The organism is Sulfuricurvum sp. IAE1 (assembly GCF_004347735.1).
Taxonomy (GTDB): domain Bacteria; phylum Campylobacterota; class Campylobacteria; order Campylobacterales; family Sulfurimonadaceae; genus Sulfuricurvum.
The window spans coordinates 249,396-264,289 of record NZ_SLTI01000007.1 but is presented as its reverse complement, the minus strand read 5'-3'; the positions used below and the strand labels follow the sequence as shown (position 1 = coordinate 264,289).

19 protein-coding genes are annotated in these 14,894 nt (G+C 51.1%); all 19 read left to right on the top strand.

Annotated elements, in window-relative coordinates; genetic code table 11:
• The first annotated feature begins 6 nt into the window (after nt 1-6).
• The 19 genes from E0765_RS01940 (at nt 7) to E0765_RS01850 (ending at nt 14,894) form a co-directional block, all read left to right on the top strand.
• Nucleotides 7-846: a ParB/RepB/Spo0J family partition protein gene (locus E0765_RS01940; RefSeq protein ID WP_132811531.1), complete on the top strand. Its 840-nt coding sequence runs from the start codon at nt 7-9 to the stop codon at nt 844-846.
• Between the two features lie 68 nt (nt 847-914).
• Complete coding sequence (locus tag E0765_RS01935) at nt 915-1,337, top strand: F0F1 ATP synthase subunit B' (protein ID WP_132811530.1); 423 nt, start codon at nt 915-917, stop codon at nt 1,335-1,337.
• Between the two features lie 8 nt (nt 1,338-1,345).
• A complete protein-coding gene (locus E0765_RS01930) occupies nt 1,346-1,861 on the top strand; it encodes a F0F1 ATP synthase subunit B (RefSeq protein ID WP_132811529.1) in 516 nt (171 codons plus the stop codon).
• Complete coding sequence (locus E0765_RS01925) at nt 1,862-2,398, top strand: F0F1 ATP synthase subunit delta (protein ID WP_132811528.1); 537 nt, start codon at nt 1,862-1,864, stop codon at nt 2,396-2,398.
• 21 nt (nt 2,399-2,419) lie between these two features.
• Nucleotides 2,420-3,937: a F0F1 ATP synthase subunit alpha gene (atpA, locus tag E0765_RS01920; RefSeq protein ID WP_132811527.1), complete on the top strand. Its 1,518-nt coding sequence runs from the start codon at nt 2,420-2,422 to the stop codon at nt 3,935-3,937.
• A gap of 8 nt (nt 3,938-3,945) precedes the next feature.
• A complete protein-coding gene (gene atpG, locus E0765_RS01915) occupies nt 3,946-4,833 on the top strand; it encodes an ATP synthase F1 subunit gamma (RefSeq protein WP_132811526.1) in 888 nt (295 codons plus the stop codon).
• Nucleotides 4,834-4,847: 14 nt separating this feature from the next.
• Nucleotides 4,848-6,248 (top strand): F0F1 ATP synthase subunit beta, encoded by a 1,401-nt coding sequence (atpD, locus tag E0765_RS01910; protein ID WP_132811525.1) that lies wholly within the window; start codon nt 4,848-4,850, stop codon nt 6,246-6,248.
• 27 nt (nt 6,249-6,275) lie between these two features.
• The gene (gene atpC, locus E0765_RS01905) at nt 6,276-6,668 is read left to right on the top strand and encodes an ATP synthase F1 subunit epsilon (protein ID WP_132811524.1); all 393 of its coding nucleotides are present in this window, start codon (nt 6,276-6,278) and stop codon (nt 6,666-6,668) included.
• Nucleotides 6,669-6,671: 3 nt separating this feature from the next.
• Nucleotides 6,672-7,235, top strand: coding sequence for a MotA/TolQ/ExbB proton channel family protein (locus tag E0765_RS01900; protein WP_132811523.1), 564 nt, complete (start codon nt 6,672-6,674; stop codon nt 7,233-7,235).
• Entirely contained in the window at nt 7,235-7,624 is a 390-nt protein-coding gene (locus tag E0765_RS01895) for a biopolymer transporter ExbD (protein WP_132811522.1), read from the top strand. The genes E0765_RS01900 and E0765_RS01895 overlap by 1 nt, the downstream gene beginning before the upstream one ends.
• A gap of 34 nt (nt 7,625-7,658) precedes the next feature.
• A complete protein-coding gene (locus E0765_RS01890; RefSeq protein WP_132811521.1) occupies nt 7,659-8,411 on the top strand; it encodes a TonB C-terminal domain-containing protein in 753 nt (250 codons plus the stop codon).
• 4 nt (nt 8,412-8,415) lie between these two features.
• Nucleotides 8,416-9,663 (top strand): Tol-Pal system protein TolB, encoded by a 1,248-nt coding sequence (gene tolB / locus E0765_RS01885; protein ID WP_132811520.1) that lies wholly within the window; start codon nt 8,416-8,418, stop codon nt 9,661-9,663.
• Nucleotides 9,664-9,715: 52 nt separating this feature from the next.
• A complete protein-coding gene (locus E0765_RS01880; protein WP_255417814.1) occupies nt 9,716-10,276 on the top strand; it encodes an OmpA family protein in 561 nt (186 codons plus the stop codon).
• Nucleotides 10,277-11,143: a tol-pal system YbgF family protein gene (locus E0765_RS01875; RefSeq protein ID WP_132811519.1), complete on the top strand. Its 867-nt coding sequence runs from the start codon at nt 10,277-10,279 to the stop codon at nt 11,141-11,143.
• 72 nt (nt 11,144-11,215) lie between these two features.
• Nucleotides 11,216-11,737, top strand: coding sequence for a peptidylprolyl isomerase (locus E0765_RS01870; protein WP_132811518.1), 522 nt, complete (start codon nt 11,216-11,218; stop codon nt 11,735-11,737).
• A complete protein-coding gene (locus E0765_RS01865; protein WP_255417813.1) occupies nt 11,682-12,494 on the top strand; it encodes a helix-turn-helix domain-containing protein in 813 nt (270 codons plus the stop codon). Before E0765_RS01870 ends, E0765_RS01865 begins: the two co-directional genes overlap by 56 nt.
• Complete coding sequence (fabD, locus tag E0765_RS01860; RefSeq protein ID WP_132811516.1) at nt 12,494-13,429, top strand: ACP S-malonyltransferase; 936 nt, start codon at nt 12,494-12,496, stop codon at nt 13,427-13,429. The genes E0765_RS01865 and fabD overlap by 1 nt, the downstream gene beginning before the upstream one ends.
• Nucleotides 13,426-14,184 (top strand): nitrilase-related carbon-nitrogen hydrolase, encoded by a 759-nt coding sequence (locus E0765_RS01855; protein WP_132811515.1) that lies wholly within the window; start codon nt 13,426-13,428, stop codon nt 14,182-14,184. The genes fabD and E0765_RS01855 overlap by 4 nt, the downstream gene beginning before the upstream one ends.
• A gap of 17 nt (nt 14,185-14,201) precedes the next feature.
• Nucleotides 14,202-14,894 (top strand): 5'-methylthioadenosine/adenosylhomocysteine nucleosidase, encoded by a 693-nt coding sequence (locus E0765_RS01850; protein ID WP_132811514.1) that lies wholly within the window; start codon nt 14,202-14,204, stop codon nt 14,892-14,894.

The window sequence follows — 14,894 nt, the reverse complement described above, 5'->3', positions numbered from 1 at the left end:
AGCATCATGGCGAAAGCATCTGCACTCGGTCGGGGTCTTGGAGCGCTGCTCAGCGAAATCGAAGAAGCGTACGAAAACGAACTGCCGAAAAAAGGGGGAGTCGAAGAACTCCCGATCGTTAAAATCCGTCCGAACCCGTATCAGCCCCGAAAACACTTCGATGCCGAATCGCTCTCCGAACTCTCCGAGTCGATCAAAACCCACGGCCTGCTGCAGCCCATTGTTGTCAAAGAAGACCTGGACGGGTACGTACTGATTGCCGGCGAACGCCGGTTGCGCGCCAGTAAACTCGCCAAGACCAAAACGATCAAGGCGATCGTTGTCTCGGTTAGCGACGAACAGATGCGCCAGCATGCGCTGATCGAAAACATCCAGCGTGACGAGCTCAACCCGATCGATCTGGCGCAGGCATACCAGGAACTGATCGAAATTCATGAGCTCACCCACGATCAGCTTTCCCAGACGGTGCATAAAAGCCGCGCACAGATAACCAATACCCTTCGTCTGCTCCAACTCGGAGAAAAAGGGCGCAAAGCGCTTGCGGAGGGAAAAATCACGGCGGGACACGCAAAAGTGATTGTCGGGCTGGAACCTGCGGAACAGGCGATGATGATCGATTCGATCATCGGGCAGAAACTCAGTGTACGCGATGTCGAAACGATGGTCAAAAAAATCAAAGGCCCCTCTGCACCGGCGGCCGTGCCATCAACTTCGGCGCTTGATTTTTCAGCCCTCAAAAAGCGTTTGGGCGAGTTTGGTTATAAATGTGGCACCAAAGGTGACAAATTGACCATCGAATTTGAAAATAATGCCCAAATTGAATCATTTTTAGACCTACTTTCCTAATATCAGCCGGCGTTTAACTGTCCCTTCAATTTAGTAGTTGTATAATCACGCAACTTTTAGGAGGTGGTATGTTAGATATAAGTCCGATGCTGCTTGGCAGCACACTGATTGTCTTCCTTGTCCTTATTGCCGTACTAAACAGTTTGCTTTACAATCCTCTTTTCAATTATATGGAAAAACGGGATGCGGATATTAAACACGATTTGGAACAAGTTGGCAGCAACGATTCCGAAATCGCCGCATTCCACGCCAAAGCGGAAAAGATTATGAGTGATGCCAAACTGGAAGCTGCGGCATTAAGAGAAAAAGTTATTGCTGAGGCCAAAGCGCTGGCAAATAGCAAAATTGAGGCAAAGCGTGCTGAACTGGCACTTGAGTACACGAAGTTCGAAGAAGCACTCTCGCAAGAGCGTGCGCGATTGACGGAATCGTTGAAAAACGAAGTTCCTGCTTTCCAATCCGCTGTATCAGCAAAACTAAATCAAATTTGAGGGACGCCATGAGTAAAATTATCGTAACGGTACTGATGCTGGGCGCCTATCTTTTTGGATCGGAAGCTGCGGCGGAGGGTTCTACGGATATCGTTCAGCGAACGGTTAACTTCCTGATTTTCGCCGGAATTCTTTATTACATTCTGGCTGAACCGGTAAAAAATTATTTTTCGGGTCGCAGTGCGGCAATCGCAGAAGAACTGGACAAAGTACAGGAGCGTCTGCGCGAATCGAAACGTCTTAAAGAAGCCGCGGAGCATAAAGTCGACGAAGCGGTTCGCTTTGCGAACGAGCTGAGCGAAAGCGCCAAAAAAGAGAACAAAATTTTGAGCGACAAAATTTTGGCTCAGTGCGAGCAGGATCTTGAAGTAATTCAAAAACAAAATGAAGTGCTGATGGATCTTGAAAAACGCAAAATGGTCCGTGAAGTCGTCAGCGAAGTGATGAACGACGTCATGAACAGCAGCGGCGAAGCTCTGGGCAAAGAGGCCATGACCGAAATCTTGAAGAAGAAGGTGGCCTAAATGCAGTACGAACTTATTGCGAAACGCTACACCAAGCCTTTGATCGACATGTGCGATCAAAACGCTCTTGAAAATCTTTCCGAACTTTTGAACGGCGTTGCCGAATCGTTCAAGAATGAGAAATTCATTCAGATCATGAACAGCAACAATGTAAAAAGTGAAGCGAAAACGGCACTTGTCCTGGATATGGTTGCCCCTGCGAAAAGCGAGGTGGTCAACAATCTGGTCAAACTGCTGGCCGAAAACGGTCGCCTTCCTTTGATTCCCGCTTTGGCGTGCGAATTAAAACGCGAGATCGCCCGTTCCAAACGGATGTACCAGGGGCGCATCTACAGTAACAATGTGATCGATCAGGCATCTGTAGATTCGATCGCACGTGATCTCGGAAACAAAGTCGGTGCGACCATCGCTTTGGAATTCGTTCCGGCTCAGTACGACGGCATCCGTGTCGAAGTCGACGAGCTTAACATCGAGATCAATTTTTCAAAAAGCCGCCTTAACGCTCAATTGGTTGAGCACATTTTAAAAGCAATTTAACCCTCGCGAAAGGAGAAACTAGTGGTAGCAAAAGTACAAGCAGACGAAATCAGTTCGATTATTAAAGAGCGGATTGAAAATTTCGAACTTAACGTAGATATTAATGAAACCGGTAAAATCGTCTCATACGGAGACGGGATTGCGCAAGTATACGGTTTGAACAACATCATGGCCGGTGAAATGGTCGAATTCGAAGACGGCACACGCGGTCTTGCAATGAACCTCGAAGAGAGCAGCGTAGGGGTTGTTGTTCTCGGTAAAGGTAAAGAACTCCGCGAAGGTATGTCGGTCAAACGTCTCGGCCGCCTTCTGCGCGTTCCTGTCGGCGACGCTCTTCTCGGGCGTGTCGTCAATGCCCTCGGTGAGCCTATCGACGGTAAAGGTCCAATCGAAACAACAGAAGTCCGCTTCGTTGAAGAGAAAGCACCCGGTATCATGGCGCGTAAATCGGTTCACGAACCGATGGCAACCGGTATCAAGGCGATCGACGCCCTCGTTCCGATCGGACGCGGACAGCGTGAGCTTATCATCGGTGACCGCCAGACAGGTAAAACAACCGTTGCGCTTGACACGATCATCAACCAAAAAGGGAACGGCGTAGTTTGTATCTACGTTGCGGTAGGTCAAAAAGAATCAACCGTTGCTCAGGTTATCCGCCGCCTGGAAGAGCACGGCGCTCTCGAGTACACGATCATCGTTTCGGCTACGGCTTCTGAAGCGGCAGCACTCCAGTTCCTTGCACCGTACACCGGTGTAACGATGGGTGAATACTTCCGTGACAACGCACGCCACGGTCTGATCATTTACGATGACCTCTCCAAACACGCGGTAGCTTACCGTGAAATGTCTTTGATCCTTCGCCGTCCTCCGGGCCGTGAAGCGTATCCGGGTGACGTTTTCTACCTACACTCTCGCCTGCTTGAGCGTGCAGCGAAACTCAACGACGAAATGGGCGCGGGTTCATTGACCGCTCTTCCGATCATCGAAACTCAGGCGGGTGACGTTGCGGCGTACATTCCGACCAACGTTATTTCGATCACGGACGGACAGATCTTCCTCGAAACCGATCTGTTCAACTCGGGCATCCGCCCGGCGATCAACGTCGGTCTTTCGGTTTCACGCGTCGGCGGTGCCGCTCAGATCAAAGCGACCAAGCAAGTTGCCGGTACACTCCGTCTTGACCTTGCCCAGTACCGTGAACTTCAGGCATTCGCCCAGTTCGCGTCTGACCTTGACGAAGTAAGCCGCAAACAGCTCGAGCGCGGACAGAGAATGGTAGAGGTTCTCAAGCAGCCTCCTTATTCTCCGCTTTCTGCCGAAAAGCAGGCTCTGGTCATTTTCGCAGGAAACGAAGGTTACCTCGACGACATTCCGGCTAAATCGGTTGTCAAATTCGAAGCGGATCTTTATCCGTTCGTTGAGGCGTCATTCCCTCAAATTCTTGAAAACATCCGTAGTTCACAAAAAATCGACGATGAGACTATGGCTCTGATGAAAAAAGCACTCGAAGAGTTTAAATCTACTTTCGTTGCTGAATAAGGATCTTTATGGCTAACTTGAAAGAGATTCAAAGACAGATAAAGAGCGTTTCGAACACGCAGAAAACAACGCGTGCGATGAAGCTTGTTTCGACGGCGAAACTTCGCCGCGCGGAAGAGCTTGCGAAACGTTCACGTCTGTTCGCCCAAAAAACGAATCAAGTGATAGCTGAAATCGCGGCACGCATCCAATGCAATAAAGTCGGTGGAATCGAAAACCGCTGCTTCTTGGAGAACGATGCGCCCGAAATGATCGACATTATTTTTGTCACTGCCGACAAAGGTTTGTGCGGCGGTTTTAACATGCAGACCATCAAAGCGGTCAGACGCCTGATGAGCGAGTTCAAAAGTAACAAAGTCAAAATCCGCCTGCGCGGTATCGGGAAAAAAGGGATTGAATTTTTCAACTACAACGAAGTAGAAATGCTCGACGAAGTGAAAAACCTCAGTTCCGCACCCGACATGCAGCGTTCAAGCGAGTTTATGACCCGTTCGATCAACGATTTCAAAGAGGGTAAAGTCGATGCCGTTTACATCGTTTATAACGGATATAAAAACGTCATTACCCAGGAACTGCACGTCAACCGCGTACTGCCGGTTAACGTCGAAGACTATCAGTGCGACGTCGAAAGCGACTCTATGCTTGAACTCGAAGCTCAGGACGAAGAGAAAATGCTCGATTCGTTGGTAACCAAATACGCTGAATACAACATGTATTATGCGTTGATCGATTCGCTTGCGGCCGAGCACAGCGCCCGTATGCAAGCCATGGATGCGGCAACCAACAACGCAAAACAGATGGTTAAAAACCTGACGGTCAAATATAACAAAGCACGTCAGGAAGCGATTACGACTGAACTTATCGAGATTATCAGCGGCGTCGAGTCGATGAAGTAATTATGGAGGAAAGAATGATTGGTAAAATTGCTCAAGTAATGGGACCGGTTGTTGACGTTGATTTCGAAGGATATCTTCCTACGATCAACGAAGCGATCGAAGTAAATGTAAATGTTGAAGGGACGGAATTCCGTCTCGTGCTGGAAGTTGCCGCACACCTCGGCAACGGACGTGTCCGCACTATCGCGATGGACATGTCAGAAGGTCTTGTCCGCGGTATGGCTGCGAAAGCGACAGGCGCTCCTATTAAAGTTCCCGTAGGTGAAGAAGTCCTCGGACGTATCTTCAACGTTGTCGGTGATCCGATCGACGGCGGCGAAGCGGTTAAAGGAAGCGATCAGTGGTCGATCCACCGTGATCCTCCCGCACTGGTTGACCAGAGCACGAAAACCGAAATGTTCGAAACAGGGATCAAAGTCGTTGACCTCCTTGCTCCGTACGGTAAAGGTGGTAAAGTCGGTCTGTTCGGTGGTGCCGGTGTCGGTAAAACCGTTATCATCATGGAACTTATCAATAACGTTGCTATGGCACACAGCGGTTACTCTGTATTCGCGGGTGTCGGTGAACGTACACGTGAAGGTAATGACCTTTACCACGAGATGAAAGAATCGAACGTTTTGGACAAAGTAGCTCTGTGCTACGGGCAAATGTCTGAACCGCCGGGAGCACGTAACCGTATCGCCCTCACCGGTTTGACGATGGCGGAATATTTCCGTGATGTCAAAGGGCTCGACGTTCTGATGTTCATCGACAACATCTTCCGTTTCGCCCAGTCAGGTGCAGAGATGTCGGCACTTCTTGGACGTATCCCATCAGCTGTCGGTTACCAGCCGACGCTTGCACGTGAGATGGGTGCCCTCCAAGACCGTATTACATCGACCAAAAAAGGTTCGATCACTTCGGTTCAGGCCGTTTACGTTCCTGCGGACGACTTGACTGACCCGGCTCCGGCTTCGGTTTTCGCACACCTTGATGCGACAACGGTTCTGAACCGTAAAATCGCAGAGAAAGGGATCTATCCTGCGGTTGACCCGCTCGATTCGACATCACGCCTGCTCGACCCGCAAATTATCGGCGAAGAGCACTACAGTGTAGCGCGCGGCGTACAAAAAACGCTTCAGAAGTACAAAGATCTTCAGGATATCATCGCGATTCTTGGTATGGACGAGCTTTCTGAAGACGATAAAGCGACGGTTGAACGTGCACGTAAAATCGAGAAATTCCTTTCTCAGCCTTTCCACGTTGCGGAAGTCTTCACCGGTGCTCCGGGTAAATACGTCAAACTTGAAGACACTATCAAAGGATTCAAAGGGATTCTTGAGGGTGAATACGACCACATGCCAGAAAGTGCTTTCTATATGGTCGGCGATATGAACGAGGCGATTGAAAAAGCGGCTAAAATGAAAAGCAAGTAATTGCTTCTCGCCTTATAAGGAAACACGATGGAAACACTCCAATTAGAAGTGCTTACGCCCAGCGGTCCGATCTATAACGGTCCGGCAAAAAGCGTCACCCTCCCGGGTGAAGAAGGGGAATTTGGCGTTCTCCCCGCACACGTCTCTCTGACGACGTTGCTCCAGGCCGGAGTCGTCGATATTCAGAAAGAGAACGGCAAAACCGAATCGATCGTCGTCAACTGGGGTGTGGTTCAGATCACCCATAACAAAGTTGTCGTACTGGTCGACGGTGCCGTAGCGATTCGCGGTGACAGCGAAGGGGATATCGCCAAGGCGCTCGATGAAGCCAAATCGCTCATCAACAGCGTCGCAGATTCGAACACGATGATCGCATCGGTCTCTGCACGTATCGAATCCGCTGCCCACAACCTCGTCTAAACCATGTTTCAGACGTTTGCCGAATTTTACGACAAAAGCCACCCGGTAACACTTCTGGTGTTACTGGTCCTCTCCGTTTACTTCATCGCAATCAACTGGGTCTTTTTTTACCGTTTTTTTTCATTGAATCAATGGATCTTCACCGAAAATCAATCGCTTGAATCGCTTTTGATGGGGCAGCAGAAAGTTCCCGAATACGCTTATCTTAGCCATTTTACAAACTCCTCTTCTCTGTCGAAAGCGCTTTTTGACCTGGCGTCGTACGCTTCGACCAAAGAAGCGACCAAAGGGTTGATGTTCTTGTCGGTCGTGGCGTCGACAACGCCGTTCATCGGTTTGTTCGGGACGGTCATATCGATCCTTGATACGTTCGACCATATCGGACATTCAAGCGGGACGATGAGTATTATCGCCGCAGGAGTCTCGGATGCGCTGGTGGCAACTGCATCGGGGATATTCGTAGCGATTTTCGCCTATACCTACCACCAGATTCTCAAACGCAAGTCGTTCGAGCTTTCAGGTCTTATCCGGATGCAGGGCGATGCACTTTTGGCGAAAGAGTCCTGATGTACGACTGGGAAGAGAAACCGGAACTTAACATCACGCCCCTTGTAGACGTGATGTTGGTTTTGTTGGCGATATTGATGGTGATATCCCCCAATATCGTTTACGAAGAGTTGATCCGTCTCCCTAAAGGTTCGGCGCAAAAAGAGGTGACGCAGAAAGAGAAAATCGAGATTTCTCTCTCCTCGGACAAAAAAATAACCCTGAACGGCAAGCCTTATCCGTACGAGACGTTCAATGACGACTTCGTCCTTTTCTCTTCATCGCTTCCCAAAGATTCCCCTGTTCGAATCAGTGCGGACGGACGGCTCAGCTACAATGACGTAATGTACGTTCTCACCGCCGTCAAACGTGCGGGATTCCAAGAGATATCTCTTCCAACGACGAATTGATTGTCAATGCATTTTTGATCAAAAGGCTTTGCCAGTGAATTCACATAACGAACGTTATTTTTTCATCAGCGGGTTGATCTCTTTCTCCTTTTTCGGGGTGCTCGTATTGCTGATCGGCTACAGCCTTGTAGCGGCCACTAAAATCGAACAGTTCGCGATGACGCACAGTGACGTCGTCTCCGTATCGATTGCCGACGCCGTAGAGATTACCCGTTCCGAACCCCTCGAACAAAGCGAGCCCGCCGAGGATCTTCCCGTCGTTGAAGAAGAAACGCCGGCCGAAGCGAAAAGCCCTGCGGAACCGGTACCTGAAATTTCCGACCTCTTTGCACAGGTGAAGCCCAAAAACGAGTCTAAAAAAAATGCTGAAGCGCAAAAACGAAGCGAACAGCTCAATGCTCTCGAACAAGAACTTCTCAAACCCAAAGAGACATCGCGGATCAGCGACAAGGTCAAAAAAGTGGAGCTTTCCAAACCCGGGATGAAAATGGTGGTGCAGGGGGCCTCCTCGGGGCCGATCGTTAACGAATACCATGCTAAGATTCAGGGACTCATTTATGCCCGTTTCCATCCTCCATCGGGAACACAGGGGCAAGCCGCACGCGTTCGTATCACGATCGATGCGGCGGGCCGGCTTGTTTCGTACAAGGTGCTCGCTTATTCGCGGAGCTCTTCGCTCAACGGCGAAGTCGACTGGCTCGGCGAACGGCTTGAAGCGGTTTCCTTCCCTTCTCACCCCGAAGGACGGGACGCGGTAATCGAATGTATTTTAACGGCCAAGGAGTAGCCATTTGAAACTTTTATTTGTTTTGTTGAGTGCGGTATGTTTCCTGCGGGCGGCCGATGCGACGATCGAAGTTGTCAAGGGGGTCGAATCATTGCCTAAACTGGCGGTGGAAGACGCTTCGGCGTTTAAAAGCGATGCGACGGTTCGAATGTCCAAAATGCTTATCGCCGATATGCAGGTCGTATCGCTGTTTGATGTGGACGAGTCGTATGCGACGGCTTCTTTTGATTCCGCATCGCCCGCACCCGCACACAAAGAGGCGCAGTATCTGCTTCGTTACCGGCTTCACGACGACGCCAACGGGGGGATGAAAGCGGATGTCCGTCTGATCCGGAACGCCCAGGAGTTGTTTGCCAAATCATACGTTCTCAAACAAAGCGAGATGATGGTATTCCTGGCCCATTCGATCGCTTACGACATCAATGCGAAAATGGGGGGCGCGCCGATGGAGTGGATGAAACGCAAGGTTCTTCTGACCCGCCTGACCTCACCGCGACGGGCTGACATCGTCGCGGCGGACTATACCCTTTCGTATCAAAAAGTTATTCTCAGCGGAGGCATGTATGGTTTTGCCAAATGGGCCAACCGTGAACAAACCGATTTGTATTATACGTCGCTGAGCGATTTCAAGCCGACGATTTACAAAATGAATCTCTCCAGCGGAAAACGGGAAAAACTGATCTCCTCGGACGGTATGGCGGTATGCTCCGATGTCAGCGAAGACGGGAAACGGCTGCTGCTGACTTTGGCCCCGGGAGGGCAGCCCGATATTTTTCTTTACGATACGCAAAGCGGCAATAAGACCCGCCTGACCGACTATTCGGGAATCGACGTAAACGGTCAGTTTCTCGGAAACGACGGTATCGCATTTGTCTCGAACCGCATGGGATATCCGAACGTGTTTGCGAAAAATTTCAATTCCACGGCGATCAGCCAGCTGGTCTATCAGGGTAAGAACAATTCCTCGCTCAGCGCGTACAAAAATCTGCTGGTTTACAAAGCTCGGGAAAATCCCGCGACATACGGAGGAAATTCGTTCAATCTCCATCTTCTTTCGCTCAATTCGGGCAGTGTCAAGCGTCTTACCGCCAGCGGTGAAAACGATTTTCCCCGCTTCTCGCCCGACGGGGAAGCGATTTTGTTCATTAAACAAGAGGGGAGCCGAAGTTCGGTCGGCGTAATCCGGCCTACCGTTAACAAAAGTTTTGCCTTTCCGTTGAAAATTGGGCGAATCCAGTCCATCGACTGGTAATGTTTACCGTTTTTGGGTACCATAACGCATATCACAAGTATGAGGTGACAGCATGATGAAAAATGCAGCTTTGATCAGTGCCACGGTAGCACTTTTAGTTTTGAGCGGATGCAGCAGCAAAGAGCCTGCGATCGACGCAACCGCTTCTTCGGCATCCGCCACAGGTTCGGCTAACGCATCGACTACGGCGGGAACGTCCGGAACCGACACGAATGCCGTCATCGCTCCGATCACAAACGCTAACACGACGGATACGACGGCTTCTGCTGCGGTCGGGACGAACGGTTCGGAAGGCGGATTGACTAACATCCTGTTCGACTACGATAAATTCGATATCCGCGAAGACATGCAAGACGCGATGAAAAACAACAGTGCACTCGTGAAAGGCAAAAACGTCAAACTCGAAGGAAACTGTGACGAATTCGGAAGCGACGAGTACAACTATGCCCTCGGCCTCAAACGTGCCAATGCGGTTAAAGCCGCACTTGTCAACGACGGTATGAACCCAGATTCGATCAGCATGGTCAGTTTCGGTGAGGGCAACCCCGTATGTCTGGAGAAAACTCCCGAATGCTGGCAAAAAAACCGCCGCGTAGAATTTAAACTTCCCTAAATGCGTACGTCCGTCGCGTTTTTAACTCTATTTTCCCTCTCCCTTTCCGCATCTGAACCGTCGGTGTTCGGTGCGGGCAATCTGAACGCCCCCAACCCTTACGGTCTTACCAACGAAGAGAAATTGATTCTCGAAAACAAAAAAGAGATTCAAACGGTGCTTCAGAAGCATAACGTTCAAAATGCCAAAGTTGAAACGGTTACCGAGCGGCTTGACGGCCTGCAGACGATTGTCGAAGGGCTGGCACAGGCGACGAACGAGCATCGTCAAAAGCTTCAGCGACTGGGAGACGACAACGCATCACAAAGCGTTTCCGAACTCAAAAAACAGGTTGATGCCAATACCGAAAACATTGCCCAGTTCAAGTCGTTACTGGAAGAACTTTCGCTGGTCGTCGACGGCATCAATGCCGATTATGTCACGAAAGAGCAGTTCGCCCAGCTGATTTCCCAGCTCAAACTCAAGCCGATCGCCGCAAAAAACGGGGAAACGCCGGCAAAAATGAGTGCGACGGCAATTGAAAAAGAGGCGTTTCGGCTTTTCGGCGAAAAAAAGTACGCCGAAGCCCAGTCGATGTTTGAGCAGATGGTGCAGAAAAAACATAAAACGGCCGAGGCGCACTACATGATCGGGGAGTGCCTGTATGAACGAAAAGCTTATAAAGAGGCGGTAGCGAGCTACAAAGAGAGCGCCTCCCGCAACGAAAAAGCCCTTTACATGCCCACACTTCTGCTCCACTCCGGAATTTCGATGGAAAAAACGGGTGATCACGCGATGGCCAAAGCTTTTTACCAGGCGACCATATCCAAGTATGCGGGCAGTGGTGCCGCCAGGGAAGCGCAGGAGAGGATCTCTAAGCTTAAATAGCTACCGGTGCGCTTTCAGCGTCGCTATAGGTAAATGTGCTAAAATCGCACCATCTTAAAAGAAGGCTATATTATGGCAATTGAAACGAATCAAATCGTATCTCTTGAATACGAAGTACGCGACGGCGGAACCGTCGTAGACAGCAACGTCGGCGGGCACCCCCTGGTATTCATGTTCGGCAAAGGGCAGATCATTCCCGGTCTTGAAGCGGGGATCGCCCACATGAATATCGGAGACAAAGGTGACGTATTGGTCAAAGCGGCGGACGCTTACGGCGAATACAATGCCGAAGCTCAGCAGGAACTTCCGCGCGAACAATTCGCCGGCATCGATCTCAACGTCGGAATGACACTTTACGGCCAAGGCGAAGACGGCGGTACCGTGCAGGTTGTCGTTAAAGAGATCAAAGACGATTCCGTTCTGATCGATTTCAACCACCCTCTCGCGGGCAAGGATCTGATGTTCACGGTTACCATCCATAATGTACGTGACGCATCACCCGAAGAAGCGATGACGGGGATTCCTTCCGAAAATCGCGTTGAGAGCAGCGGATGTTGCGGAAGCGGCGGTAACCACGGCTGTGGATGCCACTAATTTTCTGACGGCCTCGAACGCTTCGATCGAAGCGTTCAAGACGGCCAACCTCCTCAAAGGTTTAGGGGTTAATGCCGTTATTTTCGGAGAACGGGGGACAGGTAAACTGACCCTCGCCCGTTATATCCTGCCCCATGCACCCGTAATCGATGCGAGCCGTTTCGATGAATTGCTCGATGCGATCGAGTCTCACAGTGAAGTAATCATTTACCGGCTGGACAACGTCGCCAATCTCAAGCGATTGATCGAAGCGTTGCAAAAAACCCGTACCCGCGTCGTCGCAACGGCGGGAGGGCGTTATTCGCAAGATCAGCTTGACGAAATTTTTACGATTCGTCTCGCATTGCCCCCGTTGGCTGAACGGAGTGAAGACGTTGCCGCGCTGATCGATGCGTTCGTGCAGGAAGCACGTCATACGCTCGGTAAAACCGAGCCGTTCGAGCGTAACGGTTTCGTTCCCGACCTGAGTGAAAACGCGATTTCGCTCCGACGACAGGTTTACTTGCATTATCTTTTCGACAGCATCGGCGAAAACGATCTGATGGGGATTATGGAACATTATCTCAGCGACAAGCTCGGCAGCAACAATGACTACCGCGCGTTTTTGCACCTGTACGAAGTGCCGCTCATCCGTGCCGGGATCAAACGGTTCAAATCGCAACTGCAGCTCGCCGAACGGTTAGGACTCAACCGAAATACCCTGCGCAAGAAAATCGCAGACCATTCTGATTATCAACTCGAAACAAAGGAGCATTAATGTCCAAAAAAATTGCGATGATATTTCCCGGTCAAGGGAGCCAAAGCGTAGGAATGGGGAAATCCTTCTACGAAAACTCTCCGCTTGCCCGCGAAATGTTCGAAAAAGCAGGGGAACGGATCGGTGTCGATTTCGCCAAGCTCCTTTTCGAACCGAACGAGCAGCTCGACCAGACCGCCTATACGCAGCCTGCCATCTTGCTGGTATCGTTGATCGCCTACCGCCTTTTCCAGGAAGCTCGTCCGAGCGATGCGGTGATGTTTTTAGGACACTCTCTGGGTGAATTCAGCGCCCTTGCGGCAGCCGGAGCAATCGATTACGTCGATGCCGTGGAGCTGGTACATAAACGCGGGGCCCTGATGCAAAGTGCGTGCGAATCGATCGATGCGGGGATGATGGCCATCCTCGGCCTTGACGACGCGGTTGTCGAAGAACTCTGCGCAAAAGCCCAGAACGAGGGCAAAAAAGTATGGCCCGCCAATTACAATCAGGCCGGACAGCTGGTTGTCGCCGGCCTCAAAGCCGACCTGCAGTCGATGGAAAGCGTTTTCAAAGAAGCGGGAGCCAAACGGGCTTTACTCCTGAACATGTCGATTGCCAGCCACTGTCCGCTGCTTGAAAGCGCTCAGGCCCCGCTGGCCGAAGTGATGGAAAAAATGCTGCTCGACACGTTTGCCGCACCGGTTGTTTCGAACGTCACGACGGGTAAATATTCGAATAAAGCCGACGCGGTGGCGCTGCTCAAAGATCAGCTTGTCAAGCCGGTCAAATACAAACAGTCGATCGAAGCGATCGCGGGTGAAATCGACATGATGATCGAATTCGGAAACGGCGCGGTCCTCAAAGGGCTGAACAAACGCAATGCGCCGGATATCGAAACGTACGGCATTTCCGACATGGACAGCCTCGCAAAGGTTTGCGAAGCGCTCGCATGAAAATCGCTCTCGTCCAGTCATCGCCGCGATTGAACCGTTCCAACCTATCGGAGGTCCTGGAACTGATCGAGCAAAATTCCGATGCGGACGTCGTGGTTTTTCCCGAGCTCTCGCTCAGCGGCTATCTGCTGCAGGACAAACTTTTCGAAGACGCCTGGAACATTGACGAACTCGAGCCGTTGGCGCAGGCGAGCACGGCGTGCGATATCGTCGTCGGCGCCGCGATATGGGACGGGGGGAAAGTCTACAACAGCGCCCTGTATTTTTCACGCGGGGCGTTGGTGCACCTTCATCACAAGAACCATCTTCCCACCTACGGAATGTTCGAAGAGGGGCGGTATTTTGCGGCGGGCAGCAGCATCCGTTCGTTCGATACCCCCCATGGTCCGGCGGTTATGGTCGTGTGCGAAGACCTTTGGCATGCGGCCACGATCGATGCCATTGCCAAAAGCGAAGCACAGATCGTATACGTTCTTGCCGCGTCGCCTACCCGTGTTTTTAGCGACGAGGGGATCGCTATTGAAGCGCAATGGGACGCGCTTCTCAAAGCAACCGCACTTCTGAGCCACAATTACGTTGTTTTCGTCAACCGTGTCGGCTTCGAAGACGGGTTGGGCTTTTGGGGCGGCAGCCGCGTGATTACTCCATCAGGGGAAGTCGAACACCGGCTCGAACTGTTCAAAAGTGCGGCTTTGAAGGTCGAATTGAATCACAGCCTCCAGAAACTGGGCCGCTACCTCGCCAAGAATTTTTAATACAGACAAGGAACTACATGAAAATCGCAATTATGGGCGCAATGCGCGAAGAGATCGAACCTATCCTCGAGTCGGTTGGCAGCTACACTTCTTCCGACCACGCAGGGAACACGTTCTACGAATGCCGTTACGAGGGGCACGATCTCATTATCGCCTATTCGAAAATCGGTAAAGTCTTTTCGGCGATCACCGCATCGGTGATGATCGAGCGTTTCGGAGCCGAAAAACTCCTCTTCAGCGGTGTAGCGGGAGGGATCAGCAAAGAGCTTAAAATCGGCGATCTGGTTATGGCAAGCGCCCTTTGCCAGCACGACGTCGATATCACCGCTTTCGGTCATCCCTACGGCTTCATCCCGGAGGGATCGGTCATGGTGGATGCCGACCGCTCCCTCATCGATCTGGCCAAAGAAGTTGCGCGGAGTATGGGAGTAGACGTCAAAGAGGGGATCATCGCGACAGGGGATCAGTTCGTCGCTTCCGCTGAGCGCAAACACTGGATCGAGGCCACCTTTAAAGCCGATGCCCTGGAAATGGAAGGGGCGAGCGTCGCGTGCGTATGCGCCAATTTCGGGGTTCCGTTTTTCATTCTGCGCGCGATCAGCGACAGTGCCGACGGGGATGCAGGAATGGATTTCGATACGTTCCTGCAAAGCTCGGCCAAAGTGAGCGCTCGTTTTATCCTTGAGATGGTCAAGCGCCTTGGGAATTAA

Excerpts from the sequence above, each read along its gene's own strand:
- E0765_RS01940 (WP_132811531.1), top strand. The coding sequence starts at position 7 with ATGGCGAAAGCATCTGCACTCGGTCGGGGTCTTGGAGCGCTGCTCAGC.
- E0765_RS01935 (WP_132811530.1), top strand. The coding sequence starts at position 915 with ATGTTAGATATAAGTCCGATGCTGCTTGGCAGCACACTGATTGTCTTC.
- E0765_RS01930 (WP_132811529.1), top strand. The coding sequence starts at position 1,346 with ATGAGTAAAATTATCGTAACGGTACTGATGCTGGGCGCCTATCTTTTT.
- E0765_RS01925 (WP_132811528.1), top strand. The coding sequence starts at position 1,862 with ATGCAGTACGAACTTATTGCGAAACGCTACACCAAGCCTTTGATCGAC.
- atpG (WP_132811526.1), top strand. The coding sequence starts at position 3,946 with ATGGCTAACTTGAAAGAGATTCAAAGACAGATAAAGAGCGTTTCGAAC.
- atpD (WP_132811525.1), top strand. The coding sequence starts at position 4,848 with ATGATTGGTAAAATTGCTCAAGTAATGGGACCGGTTGTTGACGTTGAT.
- atpC (WP_132811524.1), top strand. The coding sequence starts at position 6,276 with ATGGAAACACTCCAATTAGAAGTGCTTACGCCCAGCGGTCCGATCTAT.
- E0765_RS01900 (WP_132811523.1), top strand. The coding sequence starts at position 6,672 with ATGTTTCAGACGTTTGCCGAATTTTACGACAAAAGCCACCCGGTAACA.
- E0765_RS01895 (WP_132811522.1), top strand. The coding sequence starts at position 7,235 with ATGTACGACTGGGAAGAGAAACCGGAACTTAACATCACGCCCCTTGTA.
- E0765_RS01880 (WP_255417814.1), top strand. The coding sequence starts at position 9,716 with ATGATGAAAAATGCAGCTTTGATCAGTGCCACGGTAGCACTTTTAGTT.
- E0765_RS01875 (WP_132811519.1), top strand. The coding sequence starts at position 10,277 with ATGCGTACGTCCGTCGCGTTTTTAACTCTATTTTCCCTCTCCCTTTCC.
- E0765_RS01870 (WP_132811518.1), top strand. The coding sequence starts at position 11,216 with ATGGCAATTGAAACGAATCAAATCGTATCTCTTGAATACGAAGTACGC.
- fabD (WP_132811516.1), top strand. The coding sequence starts at position 12,494 with ATGTCCAAAAAAATTGCGATGATATTTCCCGGTCAAGGGAGCCAAAGC.
- E0765_RS01855 (WP_132811515.1), top strand. The coding sequence starts at position 13,426 with ATGAAAATCGCTCTCGTCCAGTCATCGCCGCGATTGAACCGTTCCAAC.
- E0765_RS01850 (WP_132811514.1), top strand. The coding sequence starts at position 14,202 with ATGAAAATCGCAATTATGGGCGCAATGCGCGAAGAGATCGAACCTATC.